We start from the raw sequence: 25,757 nt of genomic DNA, 5'->3' as shown, positions 1-25,757 counted from the left end.
GACGAATACAAGGTTTCGGTTTTATATTGCAACCCGTGGCTTATACGGGTTTAGGAGGATATATGGATATTAAAGCATTAAGAAGAGAAGATGTGGAGCTGCTTGCTCCTGCCGGTGATTGGGATTGTATGCGTTCCGCGGTTGCGAATGGTGCGGATGCGATATTTTTTGGTGTTGAGAAATTTAATGCCCGGGCAAGAGCGAATAACTTCCGTATGGAAGAGCTGCCTGAAATTATGGCGTATTTGCACAGCTACGGCGTAAAAGGATTTTTGACATTTAATATATTGGTATTTGAGAATGAACTTCGTGATGCGAAGGAACTCGTGGACGCTTGTGTAGATGCAGGGGTAGATGCGGTTATCGTTCAGGATCTCGGTCTTGTAAAATTGATCCGTGAGATTTCTCCGGACTTCCCGATTCATGGGTCAACACAGATGACCATTACCTCGCCTGAAGCGGTTGAATTCACGAAACCTTTTGATATAGAACGTGTCGTACTTGGACGGGAAAATAACCTCAAGCAAATTCAAAAAATTGGGGAGCAAGCGCGTTTGCCGATGGAAGTATTCGTGCATGGTGCGCTCTGTGTCTCCTACTCAGGTCAATGTTTGACTTCTGAGATGTGGGGCGGACGTTCCGCCAACCGTGGGGAATGTGCCCAGGCTTGCCGTCTTCCTTATGATCTGATGGTAGATGGAGAGCAAAAACCGATGGGCGACGTAGCTTATCTGCTATCTCCTAAGGATCTTGCTGCGATTGATATTATGCCTGAACTGATTGAAGCAGGAGTAACTTCTTTCAAAATCGAAGGACGACTCAAGACGCCTGAATATGTGGCAAACGTAGTCAGCAAATACCGTAAAGCGATTGATGGATATTTTGACGGAATTGAGAATCCCGTAAGTAAAGAAGAAATTCGTGAACTTCAGCAAAGTTTCTCTCGTGGATTTACCCATGGTTTCCTGGAAGGAACGAACAATAAGAAATTGGTTGATGGTACCTTCCCAAAAAGCCGCGGTGTATATCTTGGGCGTGTAGAGAAGATTTTGCGTGATGGTGTTGTATGTAAGATTGAAGCTCCGCTGAAACGTGGAGACGGAATTGTATTTGATGCAGGAGATCCAACACAACGTGAAGAAGGCGGACGTGTATACGATATCCGTAGACAAGGTGTGAAGATTGAAGGCGAAGCTGGCGAAGGTTGGATTATTGATATCGTACCTGGCCGCAGTGATGTAGATTTGCGTCGTTTGCATGAAGGGGATCGGATCTGGAAAACCAACGATCCAGCGCTGGACAAGCGTCTGCGTCAAAGCTATGAGACGGAAAAACCATATCGGGTCTTCCCTGTACATGTCAGTGTTGTCGGACGCCCAGGTGGTTTGCTTGAGACGACTTGGACCGATGTGCAGAAAGGTACAACCGTTCATGTGAACTCCGAACTCGAACTGGAGATTGCTAAGAAGCGCCCGATGAACCGTGAATTGCTCGAAGAGCAATTTGGACGTCTTGGCGGTACCGTGTACCAACTGGAGAAACTTGATGTAGAGCTTCACGGAGACGTTATCGTACCCATGCGTGAGCTAAACAGTATTCGCCGCCGTGCGGTGGATTTACTCGTTGGCGAACGTCCGAAACCTCCTGTCTACGTGAAACGGGAAGTGGAAGTGTATGGCGATGCGGCTACTCCTGCAGCACCTGTAAAACGTGGCGAGGCGGAACTTACCGCACTTTGCCGCAGTCTTCCACAAGTGGAAGCAGCGATTGAAGCAGGCGTTGGCATGATTTATGCCGATTTCGAGTTCATCAAGCAATTCCCTGCAGCAGTTGAGATGGTTCACGCAGCTGGTAAAAAAATTGCACTCGCTACACCGCGTATTCATATGCCAGGCGAGAATGGGTACCATAACAATATCCTGCGTCTGAAGCCTGATGCTGTGCTGGTTCGTAATACAGGTGCGCTATACTTCTACCTTCGTCATCGGATGGAGAATCCAGATGCAGAGCATCCGGAACTGATTGGTGATTTCTCTTTGAACATTGCCAACCACAAAGCAGTTGAGCTATTCGTAGAGTCAGGATGCGATTATGTTACACCATCTTATGACCTGAATATTCAGCAAATGGTCGATCTGCTTGAACGTTCGCAGACAGATAAAATGGAAGTCGTTATTCATCAGCATTTGCCAATGTTCCACACGGAACATTGTGTATATTGCACATTCCTTAGTGAAGGAACAGACTATACAAACTGCGGTCGTCCTTGTGAAGATCACAGTGTGTCATTGCAAGACCGTATCGGCATGTCCCATCCGGTTCGTGTTGATGAAGGCTGCCGTAACACGGTGTATAATGCAATTGAACAGTCCGGTGCTGAATACCTGACCAACTTCATGGATCTGGGCGTATCCCGTTACCGTGTCGAGTTCCTGGAAGAAACTCCAGAGCAAGTACGCGAAGTCATTGATCTATATAACCGTGCCCTGTGTGGAGAGATCAGCGGTACACAGGTATGGAAGACACTTAAAGCAACGAATCAGCTGGGTGTAACTCGCGGTCAGTTGGTGAAATAAATAAGTTATCTCTAATAAACAGAGGTGAGGACTCTCATGTAAGTGAGGAGAAGTCTCCGTCTGCTACAGAAACTAAAAAAGGACGATCTATAGTCATTTACTGACTGAGATCGTCCTTTTTGATGATATAAGGATAAAATTATTTTCCTTAGAAATTGACATTAGCCAATTGATCCACTTGTTGTTTTGCTTCGGGCTGAACAGCAATGAGTTGATTCATTATCTCTTCGTCTGTCTGCCCTGCTTTTTGTAAGGAAGCGAGATACCATCTAGCAACTTCTTGATTGGTTGGGTCGCTCATATCTTCTTTGAGTCCTTGTTTCAGTGTTGATGCAGCTTCAGCAGGCTGATTCTGCATAAATTCAATTTTACCTGCACTTAGGGCGATGGAAGGCGTGATTTCAAATGCTCTACCTTGTAACTGTCCTTCAGGCAATGTTTTTAAATGTTCAATTCCTTGTTTCACATGTTCGTATGCATCTAGCCCTGCTTTGAAATACTTTTCCTTTTTCTCATTATCTTGATTCCCGAGTGCCTGATATCCAAAATCGTGAGCTTGGCTAATCAGTGTTTCATACCAGGTGATATCCCAGTTGAAATTTTTGGCTTTTTCGTTTTGAATGGCAAAAGCTTTCTCATTTTCTCCATTAGCCTGATAAAGGGAAATCTGTTGCTTCAACATATTTTTGTTATAAGGCTCTGCAGCAATTCCGCGTTCCAGCCAAGCTATGCCCTCATTGTAAAATTGTTCGTCTTGAGTTTGAATATAGACTTGCTGATAAATTTCGGCCATAAGTTGCAATGAATCAGGATGTGTTTTACGTATAGATAAATCTTTATCCAAAGCTGATTTAATTTCTTCGAAAGATTGGCTGTTTTGTGCAACTTGTTGTGCTTCTAATGCAGCATAGCTAGACTGCAAGTAACGTACCGAGGTAAACATTACGATGATAGACAAGACCCCTACAACACCAAGGTACATATACCGCGATCCACCACCTGTAAAACGGAGTTTTTTCACCGGTTTATTATCCATAACCGTAGCCATTCCGCCTAAACCTAGGAATACGAGGATTCCCATAAATACATAACTCATATTAAAGTCCAAAATACTGTGAGTAAGAATAGAGAAAGTAATAATGAAATATAGGAAATGTGACTCTCTATTCTCTTCCGAGGACCGGATATATCCTTTGACATACTTATAAATAATGAAAATCATAAAGCTCATAAAAATGATGAAACCTATAATACCGACTTCCACAAGATATTGCATGAAAAAGTTATGAGCCTGACGGCTCGTGTATGGGTTATTCTGATATGTTTCATACAGCGTAGCCCAAGCTCCCCCGCCCGCACCAATGATCGGATAATCACCGAGTAGTTTCATCGCATCTTTATAAAAAGTAAAACGTTCAAGCACACTATGCTGGTTAAAGTTAATGTTCTCAAGTCTAATCTGAATACTTTGCGGCAAAATACTCTTCATTCCAGTTCCTAAAAGTAAACCTCCAACAACTCCTGCAATTACAGAAGAACCTACCGGAATCCATAAATTTGAATATTTTCGGTTTGCCCAGTACTGCACACCATTCGTCAGGCGAGGTGCCAGATACTTTTGGATAACCCACGCAAGGACCGCTGTAATAATAGATGCAACTAAAAGGCGCATCCAACCGTCTAAAGCAACGGAGGTAGAATATTCTTCGTGTAGCTTCAGACCCGCTGTCGTAATTGGATTAAGTACGGCAATCGTAGCCCCTCCAGCTATAAGGCAATATATAATCCATAAAATTTGTTTTGCTGGTTTTAAGAAGAGCAAAAGTACTACAAAAACAACTGGCAACAAGACAAGTCCTGTTCTCGATAACGTAAGTAGTAACGAGATAATAATGGACACAAGCATGAAGCTGTGAGTTAACTGGCCAATCCATTTCTTTGATTTCACCAAACTAAAGATGGATGCAAATAGCAGAGCCATAAGGAAAGCTGCATATGTATTTGCGTATTGAAATACCGATGTAAGCCGCGGTCCGTTGGAATCGACCATAACAGCATCTACATATATTCCATTCTGGACAGCACCCGTAAACCATCCGACTAAATTTGCGGCTAAATGGGATGCACCCAGCCAGTTCATTAGACCAAATCCGACAATAACATACGAAATCCCCAAAATTGCCAAATGTATGATATGATTAATTTGTTTGTTTTGGAGAATAACCACTGCAATGGCAAAAATCACCGTATAAATGCACTGGATAAGTATCATATTCATTGCTAGATATTCGGATGCTGCTGAGATAAGAGAAAGTACATAAGTCAGAGGTAACAGTAAGACAGCTACAAGAAGCCAATCTCTCTGCGTTTCTAGCTTAATCACTTTGTAATAGTTTGCGATCCATAGGAACATGAGCAGGGTGGAGATAAGGACAGCCCAATAGAGAGGCTTTTCGAAATTCAACATCTGACCGTTAAACAAAGCAATCTGGAACGGTGCCCAGATCAGGAACAAAACAAGGCCTCCAACAAGGAGCCATTCAAGCATAGATCGTTGATTCTTCGGCTTAATACTACCTTTTGTTTTAGTAGTATTGCCGTATACTGGATTTGACAAGGTAGAATTCTCCTTTTCTAGTAGATACGACATTATTTTAGCATATCACCCAGTCAGTTGAAACTTGTACTTTGGTTATTGCAAACTTACTCTTCAGAGATTCATATATTATATAAGAGATTTGAGGAAGATTATGCTGATAGAATTCAAACATAAATACAGCCTGTTTGTTGACCTAACTAAGAATGATATCAAAAAAAGATACTTGGGTTCTTATTTAGGGATTATATGGGCATTCATTCAACCATTAATTTCACTTTTACTTTTTTGGTTTGTTTTTCAAGTGGGTTTTCGGAGTACACCTGTAAGTGACGTGCCTTTTATATTATGGCTTTCGTGTGCAATAATACCGTGGAATTTCTTCTCTGATGGTGTACAGTCATCTACTAATTCGATCATAGAAAATAGTTTTATAGTTAAAAAAATAGTATTTAAGCTAGAAATTCTTCCTCTAGTGAAGATAGCTTCGGCTTTATTTGTTCATTTGTTTTTTATAATTTTTCTGTTTGTTATGTTTTCATTTTATGGCTTTGATTTTAGTCTATATCATCTACAGTTTATATATTATCTTTTTGCTAGTATCGTTTTAATAATTGGGATATCTTGGATTACCAGTGCACTTGTTTTGTTTCTTAAAGATGTATCTCAAATAGTCTCTATGTTCATGCAATTTGGTTTCTGGCTAACACCTATTTTTTATTCTTTAGACATGATTCCGGAAAACTTACATTTCCTATTTAAGTTGAACCCAATGTTTTATATCACAAATGGTTATAGAAACGCGTTCATATACAAGCAATGGTTCTGGGAGGAACCGACGTTAACGATATACTTTTGGGTTGTTACTTTACTCACTTGTTTTATTGGATATTTAATATTTAAGAAGCTGAAGCCACATTTCGCGGATGTATTATAAGGAGTAGTTGATATGGATCATAAGTTAGCTGTAATAGCAGACCAGATCTCAAAAGAATATAAGTTATATAAAAAGCCTACAGATCGTCTTAAGGAAGCGATAACTAGAAAAAAGTTGCATGATTCGTTCAATGCGTTAAATGGAGTCTCATTTTCTGTCAGCAAGAACGAATGCATTGGTATCGTTGGTAAAAATGGATCTGGAAAATCAACCTTATTAAAAATTATAACTGGTGTATTAACGCCAACTTCTGGACATATCCTAATAAACGGAAAAATATCTGCTTTACTAGAATTAGGTGCAGGATTCAATCCGGATCTAACTGGCTTAGAGAATATATATTTGAATGGGACAATTATGGGATTTTCTCATAAAGAGATGGAATCCCGATTAGAAGAAATATTAGAATTTGCGGACATTGGTGATTTTATACACCAACCTGTTAAAACATATTCAAGTGGCATGTTTGTAAGACTTGCTTTTTCAGTAGCAATAAATGTAGAACCGGATATTTTAATAGTAGATGAAGCACTGAGTGTGGGTGATTTAAGATTTCAACAAAAATGTTATCGGAAGATTGATGAATTAAAAAAAAGCAAAACAATCATTGTTGTATCTCATGATATGTCTGTAATTAATAAATATTGCGACAGAGTTATTTGGATTAATGAAGGTAGACTGGTCGGTGAAGGTACACCAAAAGAAATTTCCAAGAGATATCAAGCATTTATGATAGGTGCTAATTTTAAAAGTTATGATTATAACGAGTCTCTCAGTAAAGAAAATGATATGAATTATGGAAATGATATTGATGAGCTATCTACCGAATTAGATATTATGGGAGATGATTCAGCCTTAATAACAGGAATGTCCATCATAGATGTTTTATTTAATAGAAAGGTAAGCATTGTTGAGGCTGGGGATAAGATCAGAGTGTTAATTCGTCTTAATGTGTTTCAATCAATAAACAGTCCAATAATTGGGTTTACAATTAAAGATAGATTAGGGACTATTATTACTCAGACTAATAGTTTTGTGTTGGGTGAGCAATTAGACACTATTCAGATAGGATCAGGTTATGTATTTGGTTTCGAATTTGATTTTCCAAGCCTTAATCATGGTCAATATACAATATCACCGGCAATAGCTTCTGGATCACAAGAAGATCATAAACAACACAGTTGGGTGCATGATGCTTTAATAGTGGAGGTACTTCCTAAAAGTTATGAAACATTAAGCGGTGTTATTTGTCTCGAGGGCGTAACATTTTCAGCCTTAGATAGAAAGTAGGGGAGAATTGTGGAATTTACAGGAGAGAGGTTTATACCAGGTTTTGATGATAGAGAACTCGAACTAGAACATACTCAAAGATATCAAGCTGTTTTAGAACTTGTAAAAGATAAGATAGTGTTAGATGCAGCTTGTGGCGAAGGTTATGGTACGCATATGTTATCCTCGACAGCAACAACTGTAGTCGGAGTTGATATTGATAATAAATCAATAAAGCATGCTGTAGATAAGTATGGGAATGAGAAGGTTAAGTTTATTACATCTTCTATTGAAAACCTTCCTTTTGAAGATAAATCAATGGATGTGGTTGTCTCGTTTGAAACATTAGAGCATGTAGACGCGGATACCCAACAGATCTTTATAAAAGAAATAAAAAGGGTGTTAAAAGACGAGGGGATTTTAGTTATTTCAACACCTAACAAGCTTTATTACAGTGATCTATATAATTATATTAATCCATTTCACAAAAATGAGTTATACAAAGAACAGTTCGTGAATTTACTAGATAGACATTTTATTAATACGATAGTTTACTCACAGAGATTTGAAGTAGCTTCAATAATTGATTCTGTTTCACAGGATAACTATATAAATTTGAATTTAGGAAATGATATTCTCCAAGAAAAATATATGATTGCTGTTTGCTCTGATACGGATCAGACGAGTATACCAACACTTTTCTCAATAAAAACAAACACAGGAAAATATACATTCATGAATGATAGGATCAATAAATTACAAGATGAGATACAAGAAAGAAATGAACATATTAAAGTTCTTGATAAGGAGTTGAAATTTCTTCGGTATAAATACTCCGAGCTAGAAAGATTGGGAGCATCTTTGGATAAATCAGAACACGAGGTGAAATTATATAAACAAAAGTTAGAGGCTGAAAAGGAGAAATCCTTAAGATTTAATAAAGAGAGTGAGCATGAAATCAATGAAAACAAAAATTTGATTTTTTCCTATACAAAGGAAATTCAAAATCTGAATGGACATGTTCAACTTCTCCTAGAGCAAGAAAGAAGACTAAATCAAATTTATAATTCAGAGGGATGGAAGTTATTAAGAGTTTATTATAGTTTTAGAGATAAATTAATTCCAGAAAATAGTAAACGTAAAGTTTTATTTAAATTGTTGGCAAACACAGTAAGAAATCCAAAATTAATGTTTAGTAAGTTAAATAAAGAGAACGTGAAAAAACTTGAATATTACATGAAATCAGAAGATTCAAAACAGTTGGAGAACAGAATTAATAATTATATGGAAAGACACTCTGAAGGTGAAGCTACCGAGTTGAAACTGTATAAAAACAAAGAGTTTAATCATATAGAATTCGAAAGTTCCGAAGACCCGTTAGTAAGCATAATTATTCCAGTGTATAACCAATGGGATTATACCTATTCCTGTTTAGCTTCCATAAAAGAGAATACAGAGAATATTCCATTTGAAATAATTATAGCTGATGATATGTCGACGGATGAAACAACGAAGGTAAACAATTATATATCTAATATTAGGGTAGTACGAGACGGGGAAAACAGAGGTTTTTTATTGAATTGTAATAATGCTGCTAAACATGCTAAAGGGAAATACATTTTCTTTCTTAATAATGATACTAATGTACAAGTTGGTTGGCTTGACTCTCTTCTTAGAATAATTGAAACAGATGAAACAGTTGGTATGGTGGGATCAAAGTTAGTTTATCCAGACGGACGCCAGCAAGAAGCTGGGGGAATTATTTGGAATGATGCGAGTGGTTGGAATTATGGACGATTGGGTGATCCTGATCAATCTGAATTTAATTATGTGAAAGAAGTCGATTATATTTCTGGAGCTGCGATTCTAATTCGGAGGAACCTATGGGAACAGCTAGGTGGTTTTGATGAACGATATGTACCTGCTTATTTTGAAGATACAGATTTGGCATTTGAGATAAGGAGATTAGGATATAGAGTGATATTTCAACCACAATCTGTGATCGTTCATTTTGAAGGTGTTTCTCATGGAACGGACACAAATAGTGGAGTGAAAATGTACCAAGTGGAAAACAAAAAGAAGTTCCTGGACAAATGGAAAAACACTCTGACACAAGAAAACTTCTCTAACTCTGAGCACGTGTTTTGGGCCAGAGATCGAAGTAGATACAAGAAAACTGTCGTTATGGTAGATCACTATGTACCTCACTATGATAAAGATGCTGGAGGCAGATGTACTTATTTCTACATTAAATTAATGGTATCGATGGGATATAATGTCATTTTTATAGGGGACAACTTTTATCGGCATGAGCCGTACACTTGTACACTTCAACAACTCGGAGTAGAGGTTATATATGGTGACCTCTACGCAAAAAATATCAACCAATGGATTAAAGAAAATGGAAAGTATTTTGATTATGTTTATTTAAATCGTCCTCATATTTCTATTAAATACATGGAGATATTTAAGAAATATACTAAAGCCAAAGTTATCTACTTTGGACATGACCTTCATTACCTTCGAGAGCTAAGAAATTATGAATTAACGCAAAATCCAGCTCTTCTAAGGTCTTCAGAGGAATGGAAAGAAATGGAGTTCAAATTATTTAAATTAGCAGATGTTATACATGTTGTTGGTTCTTATGAACAAGAAGTTTTAGCAAGACAATTTCCTGAGAAAACAATTAGAAATATACCACTATATCCGTATGAAGAATTGTATGGAGAAAGTCACTCGATACCAGAATATAAAGATAGGAAGGATCTTCTCTTTGTAGGAGGGTTTAATCATAAGCCAAACTATGATGCGGTCAACTGGTTTATAGATGAGATATTCCCTCAAATAAAAGAAAATATTCCGGATATTAGACTCCATATTGTCGGCTCAAACCCTCCTGATGATATAAAACAGAGAAGCTCAGAGAGTATACTTGTGACCGGTTATATTTCCGATGAAGAGCTAGAAAGATACTACGAGTTGTGTCGCGTAGTTATAGTGCCCCTTCGTTTTGGTGCAGGGGTGAAAGGTAAAGTAGTTGAAGCATTAAATTATCAAGTTCCTGTGGTTACAACTTTAATCGGAGCTGAAGGACTCTTTGATTATAAGGAGACAATGGCGATCGCTGAATCTTCCGAAGATTTCAGAAAGGCAGTTGTTGATATTTATAATAATGAGTCAAGTTGGAGAGCCTACTCTGTTTCCTCGGGAGAATACATTAAGAAATATTTTACGGTGAAGGCGGCTCAAGGGGTTCTTGAACTTGATATGGGAAAATAGGAGATAAATATATGATAAATGTAGTTTTATGTGGAGGAAATGGTACAAGATTATGGCCCTTGTCACGAGCGTCATACCCGAAGCAATTTACAAAAATTACTTCGAATTACTCATTATTTCAAAAGACAATACAACGAAACCAAAGTCATTGTGATAAGACTTTAGTTGTCTCAAACGAGGATCATTATTTTCTGGCTTTAGATCACATGAGAGAAATCAATGTAACTGTAGAAAAATTTATATTAGAGCCTATTGGTAGAAATACTGCACCTGCTATAGCACTTGCGTGTCTTTCAATCGATGAGAATGAATTAGTCTTAATAACACCTTCTGACCATATTGTTAAAAATGAAATAGAATATTCAAAATGTGTACTTAGAGCTAAATCGCTAGCGCAGAAGGGTGATCTAGTTACATTTGGTATAACTCCTCATTATCCTGAAACAGGGTATGGATATATTGAGGCTAATGGAAACGATGTTATCTCTTTTAAAGAAAAACCAGATAAGAGTACTGCGGAAACGTATTTAAGTAGAGGTAACTATTATTGGAACAGTGGGATGTTTATGTTTAAAGCAGGGGTCTTCCTCAGCGAATTAAAACTACACGCAGCAGATATCTATAATAGTTCGGTAAAAGCTTTTGAAGAATCTCATCAGCATCATGAAACAATAAGGATCAATAGAGAATTCATGGAGCTTATTCCTTCTAATAGTATTGACTATGCAGTTATGGAAAATAGCTATAATGTGAAGATGGTACCTTCTGATATAGGTTGGTCTGACTTAGGCAGTTTTGAAGCGCTGTATGAAGAACTGCCTAAGGACGAGCATCTCAATACGATATCAGATAAACATGTTGGTCTGAACTCGTATGGAAACTTGATTCTATCTGAATCAAGGACAATAGCTACTGTTAATATCAACGATCTAATTATCGTCGATACTTCTGATGCTCTTCTTATTGCTAAAAAGGGAACATCACAAAAAGTGAAAGAAATTGTAGAGAAAATGTAAAGATCCTTTTGTAAGTAAATGATAATATTTTGTTTACTTACTACGTTAAAAAATTTTGGTAATACAACATCGTAGAGGAGTTTACACAAATGTCTAACACCAATAAAATAAGATCAATTAACAAAGGAAAGGCTATAATTTTTATAGTGATGTTAATCATTCCGTTCTTGTCGCTTTTATTAATGGAATGGTCAGTTAAAGGAACTCTAGCTGAATTTTTCTCTTGGATGACTGAAAACAAAACTTCACTAGCTATGAACTATGTAATTCACTTATCTTTGTTCTTATTTATTATATCAATCTCATCTTTCAAAATTGGGATAGTAATATATGTTCCATTTATTTTAATCTTTACTTCAATACACTTTTACAAATTAGAGTTTCTAAACGAGCCTTTTTTTCCTTGGGATTTATTATTTGCTAAGCAATTAACTAATTTGCTCCCAGCCATGATAAAGGAGATTAATGTTACCTTATTATTTTTCATGATGGTTATCTTTTTTTTAGCAGTCTTTTTTATAATAAAACTAGTTCCGAAGATTAGATTATCAATGATATTTAGAGCAATTACCATTATCATATCTAGTTTTGTAATTCTTACAATAAGCTTTAATACTAAATTTAATTTTTCGAAAAATCTTTTAAGTGATCTAGGAATAGAAAATATGGTTTGGGATCAATCTTCAAATTACGAAAAAAATGGAGTTCTTTTGAGTTTTACTTTAAATGTACCTAATTCAATCGTTTTGGCACCAGAGAATTATAATAGAGAAAAAATATTAAGTATTGTAGATAAGATAAACCCACAACAGAGTGAAAATGCCAATATAGATAATGAAAAAATAACTCCTAATATAATTTATGTTATGAACGAAGCTTTCTGGGATCCAACTATTATAAAAAACATAAAATTTTCTCAAGATCCTCTGCCTTTTATTCACTCTGTTTCTTCAAAAACGAATTACTTTTCCGGTTGGCTTATTTCACCCCAATTCGGAGGTGGTACATCAAACGTAGAATTTGAAGCTTTAACTGGATTATCAATGAAATACCTTCCAGAAGGTTCTATGCCTTATCAACAGTATATAAATAGAGATTTCCCCTCTTTACCATCAAACTTGAAAAAGTATGGTTATAAAACTTTAGCAATACATTCATATGTTGAATGGTTTTGGAATAGAAAAAATGTTTATAGTCATTTTCAGTTTGACAAATTTATTTCTGAAGGTGATTTCAAAGAGCCTGAACGAAGAGGACTATATATTTCTGATAAAGACGTTTCAAGGAAAATACTTAATGAGATAGAAGAAAGCAAAGAACCGGCTTTTGTCTATGCAATAACTATGCAAAATCATTCACCATATAACTATGATGCAAAATATGATTCTAGTTTTAATGTTCAGGGTGAAATTGGGGTAGATGCAAAAGAAGCACTCGAGATTTATTCTCAAGGTATAAAAGAAGCAGAGGATTCACTTAAATATTTATTGGATAATTTGGAGGAACCTTCTCTAGTGGTATATTTCGGTGATCATTTACCGAATTTAGGTGCAAACGTTTATAATCAGCTCGATTTTGGTGCTGAGGACTCTTTGGAAAATGAGAGGTTGCATAAAAGCACCCCTCTACTAATATGGAGAAATTTTGGACTCGAAGTTAATCAAGATATTAATATAAACGGTATTAGCCCCACTTTTTTATTGCCTTATATATACGAACTAACTGGGTTAGAAAAGCCTAAGTATTATGAATTCCTATCTAGTATAAATAATAAGTACTCTGCAATTTCTAAAACCATCAACATTAATGCTGAAGGAGAGAACAAGCGAGAGATAGATAGTATCACAGAAGAAGACTATAAATTAATACAATATGACTTATTATTTGGAAAAGAGTATAGCAAAAATTATTTATTTAATTGATATTGGAGGGTTCGCATTGAAAGGCATCATATTAGCTGGAGGTACAGGATCAAGACTTTATCCTTTAACTAAAGTAACTAATAAACATTTATTGCCTGTAGGTAAGTATCCAATGATTTTTTATAGCATTAACAAACTTAAAGAATCAGATATTACAGATATTCTTATCGTAACAGGTAAAGAACACATGGGTGACGTAGTAAGTCTTTTAGGCAGTGGTCGTGAGATGGATGTCTCATTTACATATAAAGTACAAGACGAAGCTGGGGGTATTGCACAAGCGCTAGATCTAGCTGAGCATTTCGTAGGAGAAGACCAGATGGTTGTTATTCTAGGTGACAACGTGTTCGAAGATGATATTAGATTATACGTTGATAATTTTCGTGAACAAAAGTTTGGAGCCAGAATACTACTTCAAGAAGTATCTGATCCGCAACGATTTGGTGTTGCTGAACTCGAAAATAATCGCATTATATCCATAGAAGAAAAACCGAAAAATCCGAAGAGTAATTATGCAGTAACAGGCATTTATATGTTCGATCATCGTGTGTTTAATATAGTGAAAACGTTAAAACCTTCTGCACGAGGCGAATTGGAAATCACAGACGTTAACAATGCATATATTGAGTTAGGTGAATTATCGTTCGATATACTCAAAGGCTGGTGGACAGATGCGGGAACGCATGCCTCACTAGCAAAAGCTAACGACTTGGCGAAAGATCTTGTTTTTAGTGAAGAATTCGGAAAATTAAAGTTATAGAAAGGAGGATTAACATTGAAGGTTAGTTCTTTACAACTTGAAGGTGCAAATATCATTGAACCCATAGTCCATGGGGACAACCGAGGTTTTTTTATGGAGAGCTACAATGAAGATATTTTTCAGCAGAGCGGAATTAATTATAAATTTATCCAAGATAACCAATCGCTCTCTGCAGAGCCGGGAGTTATACGTGGATTACACTATCAATTAAATCCAAAAGCGCAAACTAAACTCGTGCGTGTCATATCGGGTGCTATTTATGATGTGATCTTAGATATTCGCACTAACTCATCCACTTTCGGACAGTGGGTAGGAGTCATTCTTAGTGAGCATAACAAACGTCAGCTGCTTGTCCCTAAGGGCTTCGCACACGGATTCTGTACTCTAGTTCCCAATACAGAAGTTCTCTATAAAGTAGATGAATATTATTCACCGGAAAACGACAGAGGGATACTGTGGAATGACCCTGCACTGAATATTGATTGGCCAACAAGTCAGCCTATTCTTTCAGATAAAGATCAAAAACACCCAATATTAGCTAATGCTGAGTATAACTTTGAGTAGGAGGCCAATATGAAATTACTCGTCACCGGGGGAGCCGGATTCATCGGAAGCAACTTTGTTCTCTTCATGCTGCAACAGCATCCTGACTATGAAATTATCAACGTCGATGCACTCACTTACGCAGGAAATCTCGAGAACTTAAAATCCATTGAACACAACCCTAAACACACCTTCGTTAAGGTAGATATTACAGATGCACAAGCGATAGAACAACTGATGCAACAAGATATAGATGTGGTTGTGAATTTCGCAGCAGAATCACACGTAGATCGTAGTATCCTGGAACCCGACGTATTCGTTAAAACAAACGTGCTAGGAACGCAGGTATTACTAGATGCAGCGAAGAAATATAACGTTGGCAAGTTTGTACAGGTTTCTACAGATGAGGTATATGGTTCCCTTGGAGCAACAGGATTATTTACGGAAGAGACACCTCTTGCCCCAAACAGTCCTTATTCTGCGAGTAAAGCAGGTGGAGATTTGCTTGTAAGAGCGTATCACGAGACTTTTGGTCTATCCGTAAACATTACGAGATGCTCTAATAACTATGGTCCTTACCAGTTCCCAGAGAAACTAATTCCTCTTATGATCTCTCACGCCTTATCTGATAAAGCTCTTCCTGTGTATGGAGATGGACTAAACGTCAGAGACTGGCTTTATGTAGAGGACCATTGCAGTGCAATAGACCTGGTTATTCATCAAGGGCGAAATGGAGAAGTATATAACATTGGAGGCAATAATGAACGGACCAATGTACACATTGTTGAGACCATTCTCGCTGAACTTGGTAAACCAAAGTCACTGATTACGTATGTGCAGGATCGACCGGGACATGATCGCAGGTATGGAATAGACCCGACCAAGACGATGCAGGAACTCGGATGGAAACCAAAACACTCGTTTGAAACTGGAATTAAAGAAACAATCCAGTGGTATTTAACAAATAAGGACTGGTGGACACGAATTCAGTCCGGCGCTTACCAAGAATACTACACCCAACAATATGGGAGCCGTCTGGGGGACGATTAAATGAGAGTACTCGTTACCGGCGCAGCAGGTCAGCTAGGAAAAGACATCGTTTTATTGCTGCAAAATAAGGACTGTAAAGTTCTTGCTTGTGATCGAAACATCTTGGATATTACAGATGAAGAACAGTGTCAGGCGGTTGTTTCTGAATTTATGCCTGATGTAATTATTCATTCAGCTGCTTATACAGCAGTAGATGCCGCTGAGAGTGATGTAGAAGGTGCTTATAAAGTCAATGCAACAGGCAGTCGTAATCTAGCGGTGGCAGCTGAAAGAGTTCAATGTAAATTAGTTTATATTAGTACCGATTATGTTTTTAATGGGCAGTCTCAGGAACCTTATCATGAATATGATAATACGGACCCGCAGAGTATTTATGGTAAGTCCAAAAGAGCGGGAGAGATCTTAACTCAGACATTGTCTACCCGCTATTTTATCGTCCGTACTTCTTGGGTATACGGCATGCACGGTAATAATTTTGTGAAGACAATGCTCAGGTTAAGTCAAGAAAAAGAGCTTTTACAAGTTGTAAATGATCAGAAAGGCTCTCCAACGTATACAGTCGATCTAGCATATTTTCTGTTTGAGTTGATCAAAACAGAAAAATACGGTATTTATCATGCTTCAAACAGTGGGGAATGTACATGGTATGAATTCACAAAAGCAATTTTAGAGGATGCGATAGACATCTTAGGTATTCAGGTTACAGCTTCTTTAGAACCATGTGATACTTCGCGATTCCCTAGACCAGCACCGCGCCCTAGAAATTCAGTAATGAAGCATATTTCTATTCAAACAAACGGGTTGTCAGATTTAAGATCATGGAGAGAGGGAATGCGTAGCTTTTTGTACAGTTTAAAACAAACTGAAAATCTTTAAAGGAAGATATAGCTTTTTCGTCTTTTACTTTATGAAGTAGAATGATGAAAAAGCTATTAATGTTCTAGAGAGTAAAAGTCAGGATATTTTGGGGATTATCAATCAGATTATGCTATAATTGTCGAATAGATTAGTATATTCTGTCAGGAGTTTTCATATGGATCTCAGCATTATCATCGTCAATTATAATACGAAGCAGCTGACACTAGATTGTATCGCATCCGTCTATGCTTCTAGTACCATCTATAGCTATGAAATTATTATGGTAGATAATCATTCATCCGATGCAACCGTAGAAGCCGTGGAACAGCAGTTTCCTAATGTGAAAATCATACGCAATCTCACCAACACAGGGTTCGCAAAAGCGAATAATCAAGGAATGCAGATCGCATTCGGTCGTTACATTCTGCTCCTTAATTCGGATACCATTGTACAGCCAGATACTTTTCAAACGATGCTCCGATATATGGATGAGCATCCTGAGACAGGTGCATCTGGCTGCAAAGTCATTTTACCGGACGGTTCCTTAGATAAGGCTTGCAAGAGAGGTTTTCCAACACCTTCGGCATCGTTCTATTATGCGTTTGGTATTTCAAAGCTTTTCCCGAAAAATCCAAGATTTAACCAATACCAACTGGGACACCTCGATCCCGATGAATCGTATCCTGTTGATTGTCTAGTAGGAGCATTTTTGCTGCTCAGATCTGAGGTGATTCAGGAGATTGGTGGACTGGACGAGACGTTCTTTATGTACGGCGAAGACATTGACTGGTGTTACCGAATCAAGCAAGCAGGATGGGGCATTTACTATTACCCTTATACATATATTGTTCACTACAAAGGCGGAAGCGCTAAACGCAGACCACGCAAAATTATTTATGAATTTCACCGAGCGATGTGGGTCTTTCATCGCAAGCACTACCATAAGCAATACAACTTTTTTACAAATGCAGCTGTATACACGGGAATTGGTCTCAAGTTAACCCTATCTCTGATAAAAAACATGCTCCCAGCTAAACGAGCCGCCTCACACCCTAGTACGAACCAAATAAAAGATTCTTCAAGCGAGGTGAAATCATGATTCGCAGAAATCAGCAAATCCTGACACAGCTTTATGTATGTGTTGATTTTCTGATCATCCAATTATCGTTTTTACTCGCTTGGTGGCTAAAATTCGAGAGTGGTTGGATTCCTTATGAGAACCCGCTTCCTTTAGAGACTTATACATTATGGAGTCTTGTTTACGGTTTGGTCGCTATTTTAACTGGTTTCCTTTTCTCCGTATATACACCGAAGCGTAAGAAACGGTTTGCGGATGACTTTTGGAAAATCATTGAGATCCACATCGTAAGTATGTTTATACTTTTAAGCTTAATGTTCTTTTTCAAAGAAGTTAATATTTCTCGTTCTTACTTAGCCATTTATATGGCGGGAAATATCATTTTCACAGTAACCTATCGGTATGCGCTAAAAAGGTTACTAAAATCTTTACGAGAAAAAGGTTATAACCGTCAGTTTGTTCTTGTTCTTGGGGCGGGTTCATTAGGTAAGAGATTCTATAACAATTTACAGCAGCATGCCGATATGGGATATGAAGTAATCGGTTTTCTAGATGATTACCGTAAATGGGATGCTGAGGAAGCGAAGCAGTATAAACCGATTATGGGCGTTATGAATGAGCTGGAAACGATCCTTGCAAAACAAATGATCGATGAGGTCGTTCTTGCACTTCCGCTAGATGCCCATGACAAGTATCCTCAGATTATTAACACATGTGAAAAAGCCGGAGTACGTACGCTGATTATCCCCGACTTCTTTGACTATTTACCAGCAAGACCAATGTTTGATTACTTTGCAGGGATGCCGCTTATCAATGTAAGGGATATTCCGCTTGATCTTTCTGTTAATCGCCTTGCCAAGCGAATGTTCGATATTTCTTTTTCATTAGCAGCTATTTTCATCACTTCACCGCTCATGTTATGTATCATGGTAGGAGTGAGGTTAACCTCTCCAGGTCCAGTCATTTTCAAACAAGAACGAGTGGGACTGAACAGGCGCACTTTCTATATGTACAAATTCCGTTCAATGAAAATATTGCCGGAAGGTACGGTAGACAATGGATGGACAACAAAAAACGATCCAAGACGAACAAAGTTTGGCTCTTTTCTTAGAGCAACAAGTCTTGATGAATTGCCGCAATTTTTTAATGTACTGTTTGGTCACATGAGTGTGGTTGGACCGCGCCCCGAGCGTCCGCACTTTGTAAATCAATTTAAAGAAGAGGTTCCAAAGTACATGATCAAGCACCACGTCAGACCGGGGATTACAGGGCTTGCTCAAAGCCAAGGACTTCGAGGAGATACTTCGATCGAAGACCGCATCGAGCAAGATATTTTCTATATTGAGAATTGGTCTTTATTATTCGATATTAAAATAATTTTTAAAACGATACGTAATGGTTTCAAAAATGCTTATTAATTGATAGAATGTCTTCCCTCGTGCCTATCTACTGCAGCTTATCAGAGAATGTTAAAGGGAGAAGACATAAGCCCGCTTGTAGATTACTTTGTACATTTTTCATCCGTACCTAGTTTCTTTCAGGCGGGTTTTCTTATGTTAATTGCTGTTCTACGCTAGTATTCTAATTATTCTAATCAAGGTTCTCTATATGACTATTGATTTAAAATTCAATCTGTATCACATTACTTCAATAACTCCAACAATTAACTTTGTTCCCCTAAAATGCGAACATAAATTGACACTCACTTCCCCCTGACTTAGACTTAGCAGTAGAGGTTTTTCGTATGATATAAATCTTAGATTTACTCACCTAATCTTAAGTATAAACATGCAGCATGGAGGAATGAACTGTTGAAGGAAATGATCAAGGATTGGAAGCATATTTTCAAGCTGGACCCGGACCGGGAGATGACAGATAATACGCTCGAAGCCGTATGTATGTCTGGAACGGATGCGATTATGATCGGAGGTTCCTCTGGTATTACCTATGAGAACACAGTCGATTTACTATCCCGTGTACGCCGGTATGAGCTTCCTTGTGTGCAAGAGGTGTCAGATTTATCCGCGGTGGTGCCAGGCTTCGACCTTTATATGATCCCCATGGTGCTGAATACAGATCATTCACGCTGGATCACGGGACTTCATCAGGCAGCGATTGAAGAGTACGGCTATATGATTCCCTGGGAACTGTTGGTTCCGGAAGGATACATTGTGCTGAATCCCGACTCCACTGTAGCGAAACTGACTGAAGCACATACGGATCTCGATGAGAGCAGTGTTACGGCCTATGCGCAGGTTGCGGACAAACTGATGAATCTTCCTATTGTTTATGTAGAGTACAGCGGTACATTTGGTGATATGACTACCGTGAAAGAAGCCCACCAAGCGATATCTAGTGCACAGTTATTTTATGGCGGCGGAATTTGTAATGCGGAGACAGCGAGGGAAGCTGCCCGGGTTTCAGATACGATTGTCGTTGGCAATATTTTATACAGTGATCTGAAGGCTGCGCTCTCTACCGTATCAGCCGTAAAGTCTGAGTAGAGCCGGAATAATGAGTATATTTGTCTAGACTTTACAAGTTGAGTCTGAATACGAGCTAAGGGTACAATGAATACCTCAGGAACTGATTTTTTATCTGCCAAAATAGATCTTAAGATGATATCTTTATCTATCATCTTCTCGAATTAAACAAATTTGGTCTTTAGGCCAGTCCATCTTGCCCATTTGACTTCACTGATTTCACGGCTGTTTTATAGCAGCCGGTGCATAACCATGAACGTCGGTGGGTCATTTCTTTTGACTAGCATGTTCTTCCTTATATCAACACCATATTAATAGAAGAAAGGGGCTTGCATTTATGCAATCCATTGACATACAAGACGCGATCTCGCGCCTTAACCCCCCGCAGCGAGAAGCTGTAGTGACTACCGAAGGACCGCTGCTGATTATGGCTGGAGCAGGAAGTGGGAAGACCCGAGTGCTTACTCACCGGATTGCTTATCTTGTAGCCACCAAGAAGGCAGCACCTTGGAGCATTCTAGCTATTACGTTTACAAATAAAGCAGCACGTGAAATGCAGGATCGTGTGTCGAAGCTCGTTGGCGGCTCTCAAGGTCGGGATATCTGGGTTTCTACATTCCACTCTATGTGTGTACGAATTTTGCGCAAAGATATTGATCGCATCGGTTTTACCTCAAATTTCAGCATTTTGGATTCATCGGATCAATTGTCAGTCATTCGTAACTGTATGAAAGACCTGAATATTGATACTAAGAAATTTGAACCCAAAGCTGTTCAGGCTGCAATGAGCGCCGCGAAGAATGAACTAATCACACCGGCACAATATGAAGCACAGATAGGCGATTATTTTGAAGGAATTGTGGCGAAAGTATACACCAAGTACCAACAACGTCTTAGAGCAAACAATTCGCTTGATTTTGACGATTTGATCATGACCACGATTCAGCTTTTTAAAGAAGTACCAGAGGTTCTCGACTTTTACCAGAAAAAATTCCAGTACATCCACGTGGACGAGTATCAGGATACAAACCGTGCGCAGTATATGCTCACCCGTATGCTCGCTGACAAGCATCACCGGATTTGCGTCGTAGGGGATAGTGACCAGTCGATTTACCGCTGGCGCGGTGCAGATATCACGAACATTCTTAACTTTGAAAAAGATTATCCAGAAGCTAGCACCATCATGCTGGAGCAGAACTACCGTTCCACTTCCAATATCCTAGATGCAGCAAATGCGGTGATTAATCTGAATACTGGCCGTAAACCGAAGAAACTTTGGACGGACAAAACAGGCGGCGAGAAGATTAAAGTCTACCGTGCGGATTCCGAACATGATGAAGGTTATTTTGTAGCTTCGGAAATCAGTAAAAATGTGAAGAATGGGAAATCCTATCAAGCTCATGCTATTTTATATCGTACCAATGCTCAGTCCCGGGTAATAGAGGAAATTCTCATTAAGTCCGATATTCCATACCAAATTGTCGGCGGGATTAAGTTCTATGATCGAAAAGAAATTAAGGACATTCTTGCGTACCTCAAACTTCTCTCTAACCCGGACGATGATATCAGCTTGACGCGGATTATTAATGTACCGAAGAGGGGAATTGGTGATACGACGGTAGCGAAGCTTGCTGCTGCAGCAGGAGAACGGGGGATTTCCATTTTCCGTGTGCTTGAGATTGTTGACGATCTTGGCTTTGCAGGCCGTACACGTAATGCATTAGTAGAATTCTATGATATGATTGCTGCCTTGCACCAGATGGTTGAGTATCTTTCGGTTACCGAACTTACAGAGAAAATTCTCGAGATGAGCCAGTATCGCCTTGAGTTCCAGAACGAGAATACACTTGAATCCAAAGCACGTCTCGAAAATATTGATGAGTTCCTGTCTGTAACGATGGAATTTGAGAAAAATAATGAGGACAAGTCCCTTGTCTCTTTCCTGACAGACCTTGCTCTCATTGCGGATATTGACAGCATGAACGATGATGAAGAGGAACAGGCGGATGCGGTTGTTCTGATGACAATGCACAGTGCGAAAGGTCTTGAATTCCCCGTTGTATTTGTCATCGGTATGGAAGAAGGGGTATTCCCGCATAGCAGAGCCTTTATGGACGAAGAGGAACTAGAGGAAGAACGTCGTTTGGCTTATGTAGGGATTACACGCGCAGAGCAGCAGTTATTCTTGAGCTGTGCTCGGATGCGTACTTTATTTGGTCGTACGACAGCTAACCCGCCTTCCCGCTTCCTTGATGAAATTCCGGAAGAACTCAAAGAGGATACCAAGATTGCACGTGACCGCTATCGCCGCGGAACTGGGAACAATACAGGTGGTTCCTACAGCGGCAGAGGGTTTAGCAGCACAGGAACAGGAAGTAACTTTGGGGGCGGAGCACGTAAGGACCTTAGTCTTGGAGGATCAACCGCTTCTGCAACTTCACGTGTAACAGTTACAACGGGTTCAGGAGGTTCTCAGACATCTGCTGCAGGAGCATCCAAGGATTTTGCGGCAGGCGATAAGGTGCAGCATGGTAAGTGGGGGACAGGAACGATTGTTTCTATTAAAGGTACAGGCAATGACACGGAGCTTCAGATTGCATTCCCTGCACCTGTTGGACTCAAACGTTTGCTTGCAGGATTTGCACCTATTACGAAAGTGGAGTCTTAATGTTAGAAAAAGATTTCAAAGTATCTACAGTACGATGGTGTTCAAATCATGAAATACAGTTAAGGTAAACATAAATATACACGCTTTTATTTTGATCAAGGCCACAGCCGGCATGAGTGAAAAGGATAGGTTCAACATTAACATGTTATAAACCTTGTTCCGTTTCATTTTTGCTGGCGGTCTTACATATTAATTCACGGAGGGATTGCCCTGCATGGATCCGATGCATCGATTAGAAGAGCTCGTAAAAGAGCTGAATCACTATAACTATCACTACTATACGCTCGACAATCCGCTAATCAGCGATAAAGAATATGATGTGCTGTATGATGAGCTTGTTACTCTCGAACAAGAAGGGGGAATCATCCTCCCTGATTCGCCGACTCAGCGTGTGGGCGGGGAGATCCTCAAAGGATTTAAACCTCATAAGCACCTATCTCCTTTGTGGAGTTTGGATAAAGCCCAAAATATAGAACAGCTGCGAAGCTGGAACGGAAGAGTACAGCGTCTGGTGCAGGACTATAATACAAAGAATCCAGACAATCCGCTTCCGACTCCAGAATATGCGATCGAACTTAAATTTGATGGACTTACGCTTAACCTTACTTATACGGACGGTAAGTTAGTTCAGGCTTCAACGCGTGGTAATGGTGTGACAGGAGAAGGAATCTTAGCGCAGGTTAAGACAATCAAATCTGTTCCACTAACCATTCCTTATACAGACGGCACAATAGAAGTTCAAGGCGAAGGTATTATGAACTTATCAGTGCTGAGTAAATATAACGAAACAGCAGCTGAACCGCTCAAAAATGCCCGAAATGCGGCAGCAGGTGCCCTGCGCAATCTTAATCCTAAAGTGACTTCAGAACGCAAACTAAGCGCCTTCTTTTATAATGTTGGATACTCGGATGAGATCCGTTTCTCCAGCCATGAAGAGATGATGCAATTTCTTAGAGATAATCATTTCAAAGTGAATCCATATATCAGCTATTTCACTGAATTTGATGATGTCATGGAGCGTCTGGCCGAAATTCAGGAAAACAGAGATAAGCTGGATTATCTGATTGATGGAGCTGTCATTAAGCTGACGAATATGCGGATGCGGGAAGTTTTAGGTTATACGGATAAGTTCCCTAGATGGGCAGTTGCCTATAAATTTGAGGCGGAAGAGACTACAACAGTGCTTAACTCTGTAAGCTGGAATGTCGGTCGAACTGGAAAGGTCACTCCGCTTGCCCGCGTTGAACCTGTTGAACTAGCAGGGGTAACCGTTTCGAACTGTACACTTAACAATGTGGGGGATATTGAGCGGAAGAACTTGAAGTATGCACTCGGCACCCGTGTCTTTATCCGCAGATCAAATGATGTCATTCCTGAGATTCTTGGAAAAGTTACGGATGAAGCAGACGGAGAAGAAATCGTGTACCCGGTAGAATGCCCAGCCTGCGGATATCCGCTTGAAGAGCGGGGGGCACATCTATTTTGTAATAACAAATCGAACTGTAAGCCGCAGATTGTCGCTCGTATCTCTCATTTTGCTTCACGGGATGCCATGGACATTGAGACATTTAGCGATAAAACGGCAATTCAACTATATGACGAGGTCGGACTAAAAGAACCGGCAGATCTATACTCTCTCACTTATGAGGATATCATTGGACTTTCTCGCTTTGGGGAGAAAAAAGCAAACAACCTGCTTCAAGCCATTGAAGACAGCAAGGGCAGAGATCTGGCTTCTTTCCTCTATGCACTTGGAATACCGAACACAGGAAAATCGACAACTAGAATGCTGGCAGAGCATTACCGTGATCTCCATCGTATTATGGATGCTTCTGTAGACGAGCTAGTAGAGCTCCCTGATGTTGGGCAGATTGTTGCAGAGAGTATCGTGTCTTTCTTTCAGGATCCTTTCGTTAGAGCTAGTATAGAAAAAATGCTGTCGCTTGGCGTAGAAGCCAAAGCACCGGAAGAACCACAAGTAGTTGTCACCGATTCTTTCTTCAGCGGTAAAACAGTCGTTCTCACAGGTACGCTTCATAAACTGACACGTGATGAGGCTACAGAACGGCTTGAAGCACTTGGGGCCAAAGTAACGGGAAGTGTATCTAAGAAAACGGATCTCGTAATTGCGGGTGAAAAAGCAGGCAGTAAGCTTGCTAAAGCTCAACAGCTGGGGATTGATACAATTGAAGATGAAGATGAGCTTATTAGACTGCTTCAGTTATAGGTAAAGTAACAGAAGAACAGGAGTCGTATTTTATTAGATACGGCTCCTGTTTTAGTTATATATAAGTACCTATTAAGTAAGTTTTAAAGTAGGAATTTAACTTTTATAATTTTTTTGAAAAAAGCTTGTCAAAATTATTTTAACATGATATATTATTTCTTGTCGCTCCGAGCGATACTGTTACGAGGTAGAGAAGTTAACTGAGTAACATGTTAAAACAAAATGTCGAAAAAAGTAGTTGACAACGAAATGATCGACATGTTATCATGAATATCCAGTTGCGAATAAATGACTGGAACAACAAGTTCTTTGAAAACTGAACAAATGGATGATGAACGTCTTTCTTAATAGAAGGACGATAAACTAAAAGAGAACTTTAAGTTCTCGTCAGCATTTTCTAAATGAGCTTATCGCTCTTTTCAATAACTTTATTGGAGAGTTTGATCCTGGCTCAGGACGAACGCTGGCGGCGTGCCTAATACATGCAAGTCGAGC

Annotated in this window: 16 protein-coding genes and 1 rRNA gene; 16 read left to right on the top strand and 1 reads right to left on the bottom strand. The window is 39.0% G+C overall.

From position 1 onward, the window contains the following. Positions 1–62: 62 nt before the first annotated feature. Positions 63–2,576: a U32 family peptidase gene (locus PV403_RS08925; RefSeq protein ID WP_332084321.1), complete on the top strand. Its 2,514-nt coding sequence runs from the start codon at positions 63–65 to the stop codon at positions 2,574–2,576. A 148-nt stretch (positions 2,577–2,724) separates the two neighbouring features. Here PV403_RS08925 and PV403_RS08920 read toward each other — a convergent pair whose 3' ends face one another. Beyond that, on the bottom strand, positions 2,725–5,193 hold the full coding sequence (locus PV403_RS08920; protein ID WP_285744544.1) for an O-antigen ligase family protein: 2,469 nt from the start codon (positions 5,191–5,193) through the stop codon (positions 2,725–2,727). A gap of 133 nt (positions 5,194–5,326) precedes the next feature. Here PV403_RS08920 and PV403_RS08915 point away from each other — a divergent pair, with 133 nt between their 5' ends. The 15 genes from PV403_RS08915 to PV403_RS08845 all read left to right on the top strand — a co-directional run. Further along, on the top strand, positions 5,327–6,109 hold the full coding sequence (locus PV403_RS08915) for an ABC transporter permease (RefSeq protein WP_332084320.1): 783 nt from the start codon (positions 5,327–5,329) through the stop codon (positions 6,107–6,109). Between the two features lie 12 nt (positions 6,110–6,121). After that, the gene (locus PV403_RS08910) at positions 6,122–7,399 is read left to right on the top strand and encodes an ABC transporter ATP-binding protein (RefSeq protein ID WP_332084319.1); all 1,278 of its coding nucleotides are present in this window, start codon (positions 6,122–6,124) and stop codon (positions 7,397–7,399) included. 9 nt (positions 7,400–7,408) lie between these two features. Next, complete coding sequence (locus PV403_RS08905; protein WP_332084318.1) at positions 7,409–10,657, top strand: glycosyltransferase; 3,249 nt, start codon at positions 7,409–7,411, stop codon at positions 10,655–10,657. 11 nt (positions 10,658–10,668) lie between these two features. Then, a complete protein-coding gene (locus PV403_RS08900) occupies positions 10,669–11,673 on the top strand; it encodes a mannose-1-phosphate guanylyltransferase/mannose-6-phosphate isomerase (protein WP_332084317.1) in 1,005 nt (334 codons plus the stop codon). 89 nt (positions 11,674–11,762) lie between these two features. After that, complete coding sequence (locus PV403_RS08895) at positions 11,763–13,595, top strand: LTA synthase family protein (protein ID WP_332084316.1); 1,833 nt, start codon at positions 11,763–11,765, stop codon at positions 13,593–13,595. 16 nt (positions 13,596–13,611) lie between these two features. Next, on the top strand, positions 13,612–14,355 hold the full coding sequence (locus tag PV403_RS08890; RefSeq protein WP_332084315.1) for a sugar phosphate nucleotidyltransferase: 744 nt from the start codon (positions 13,612–13,614) through the stop codon (positions 14,353–14,355). Positions 14,356–14,370: 15 nt separating this feature from the next. Continuing rightward, entirely contained in the window at positions 14,371–14,919 is a 549-nt protein-coding gene (gene rfbC / locus PV403_RS08885; RefSeq protein WP_332084314.1) for a dTDP-4-dehydrorhamnose 3,5-epimerase, read from the top strand. Between the two features lie 9 nt (positions 14,920–14,928). Next, entirely contained in the window at positions 14,929–15,948 is a 1,020-nt protein-coding gene (gene rfbB, locus PV403_RS08880; RefSeq protein ID WP_332084313.1) for a dTDP-glucose 4,6-dehydratase, read from the top strand. Continuing rightward, a complete protein-coding gene (gene rfbD / locus PV403_RS08875; protein WP_332084311.1) occupies positions 15,949–16,824 on the top strand; it encodes a dTDP-4-dehydrorhamnose reductase in 876 nt (291 codons plus the stop codon). Positions 16,825–16,981: 157 nt separating this feature from the next. Continuing rightward, the gene (locus PV403_RS08870) at positions 16,982–17,905 is read left to right on the top strand and encodes a glycosyltransferase family 2 protein (protein WP_332084310.1); all 924 of its coding nucleotides are present in this window, start codon (positions 16,982–16,984) and stop codon (positions 17,903–17,905) included. Then, on the top strand, positions 17,902–19,302 hold the full coding sequence (locus PV403_RS08865) for an undecaprenyl-phosphate glucose phosphotransferase (protein ID WP_332084308.1): 1,401 nt from the start codon (positions 17,902–17,904) through the stop codon (positions 19,300–19,302). Before PV403_RS08870 ends, PV403_RS08865 begins: the two co-directional genes overlap by 4 nt. A 393-nt stretch (positions 19,303–19,695) precedes the next feature. Beyond that, a complete protein-coding gene (locus tag PV403_RS08860; protein ID WP_332084307.1) occupies positions 19,696–20,388 on the top strand; it encodes a heptaprenylglyceryl phosphate synthase in 693 nt (230 codons plus the stop codon). Positions 20,389–20,704: 316 nt separating this feature from the next. Continuing rightward, positions 20,705–23,035: a DNA helicase PcrA gene (gene pcrA / locus PV403_RS08855; RefSeq protein ID WP_332084305.1), complete on the top strand. Its 2,331-nt coding sequence runs from the start codon at positions 20,705–20,707 to the stop codon at positions 23,033–23,035. A gap of 214 nt (positions 23,036–23,249) precedes the next feature. Beyond that, positions 23,250–25,262 carry an NAD-dependent DNA ligase LigA gene (gene ligA, locus PV403_RS08850; protein ID WP_332084303.1) on the top strand — a complete coding sequence of 671 codons (2,013 nt, stop codon included), beginning with the start codon at positions 23,250–23,252 and terminating at the stop codon, positions 25,260–25,262. Between the two features lie 428 nt (positions 25,263–25,690). Beyond that, positions 25,691–25,757 (top strand): 16S ribosomal RNA (locus PV403_RS08845); the annotation flags it as partial.

The sequence above is a fragment of the Paenibacillus sp. GYB006 genome (assembly GCF_036577645.1).
GTDB lineage: Bacteria > Bacillota > Bacilli > Paenibacillales > Paenibacillaceae > Paenibacillus.
This window is presented reverse-complemented; position numbering and strand designations above follow the sequence as displayed.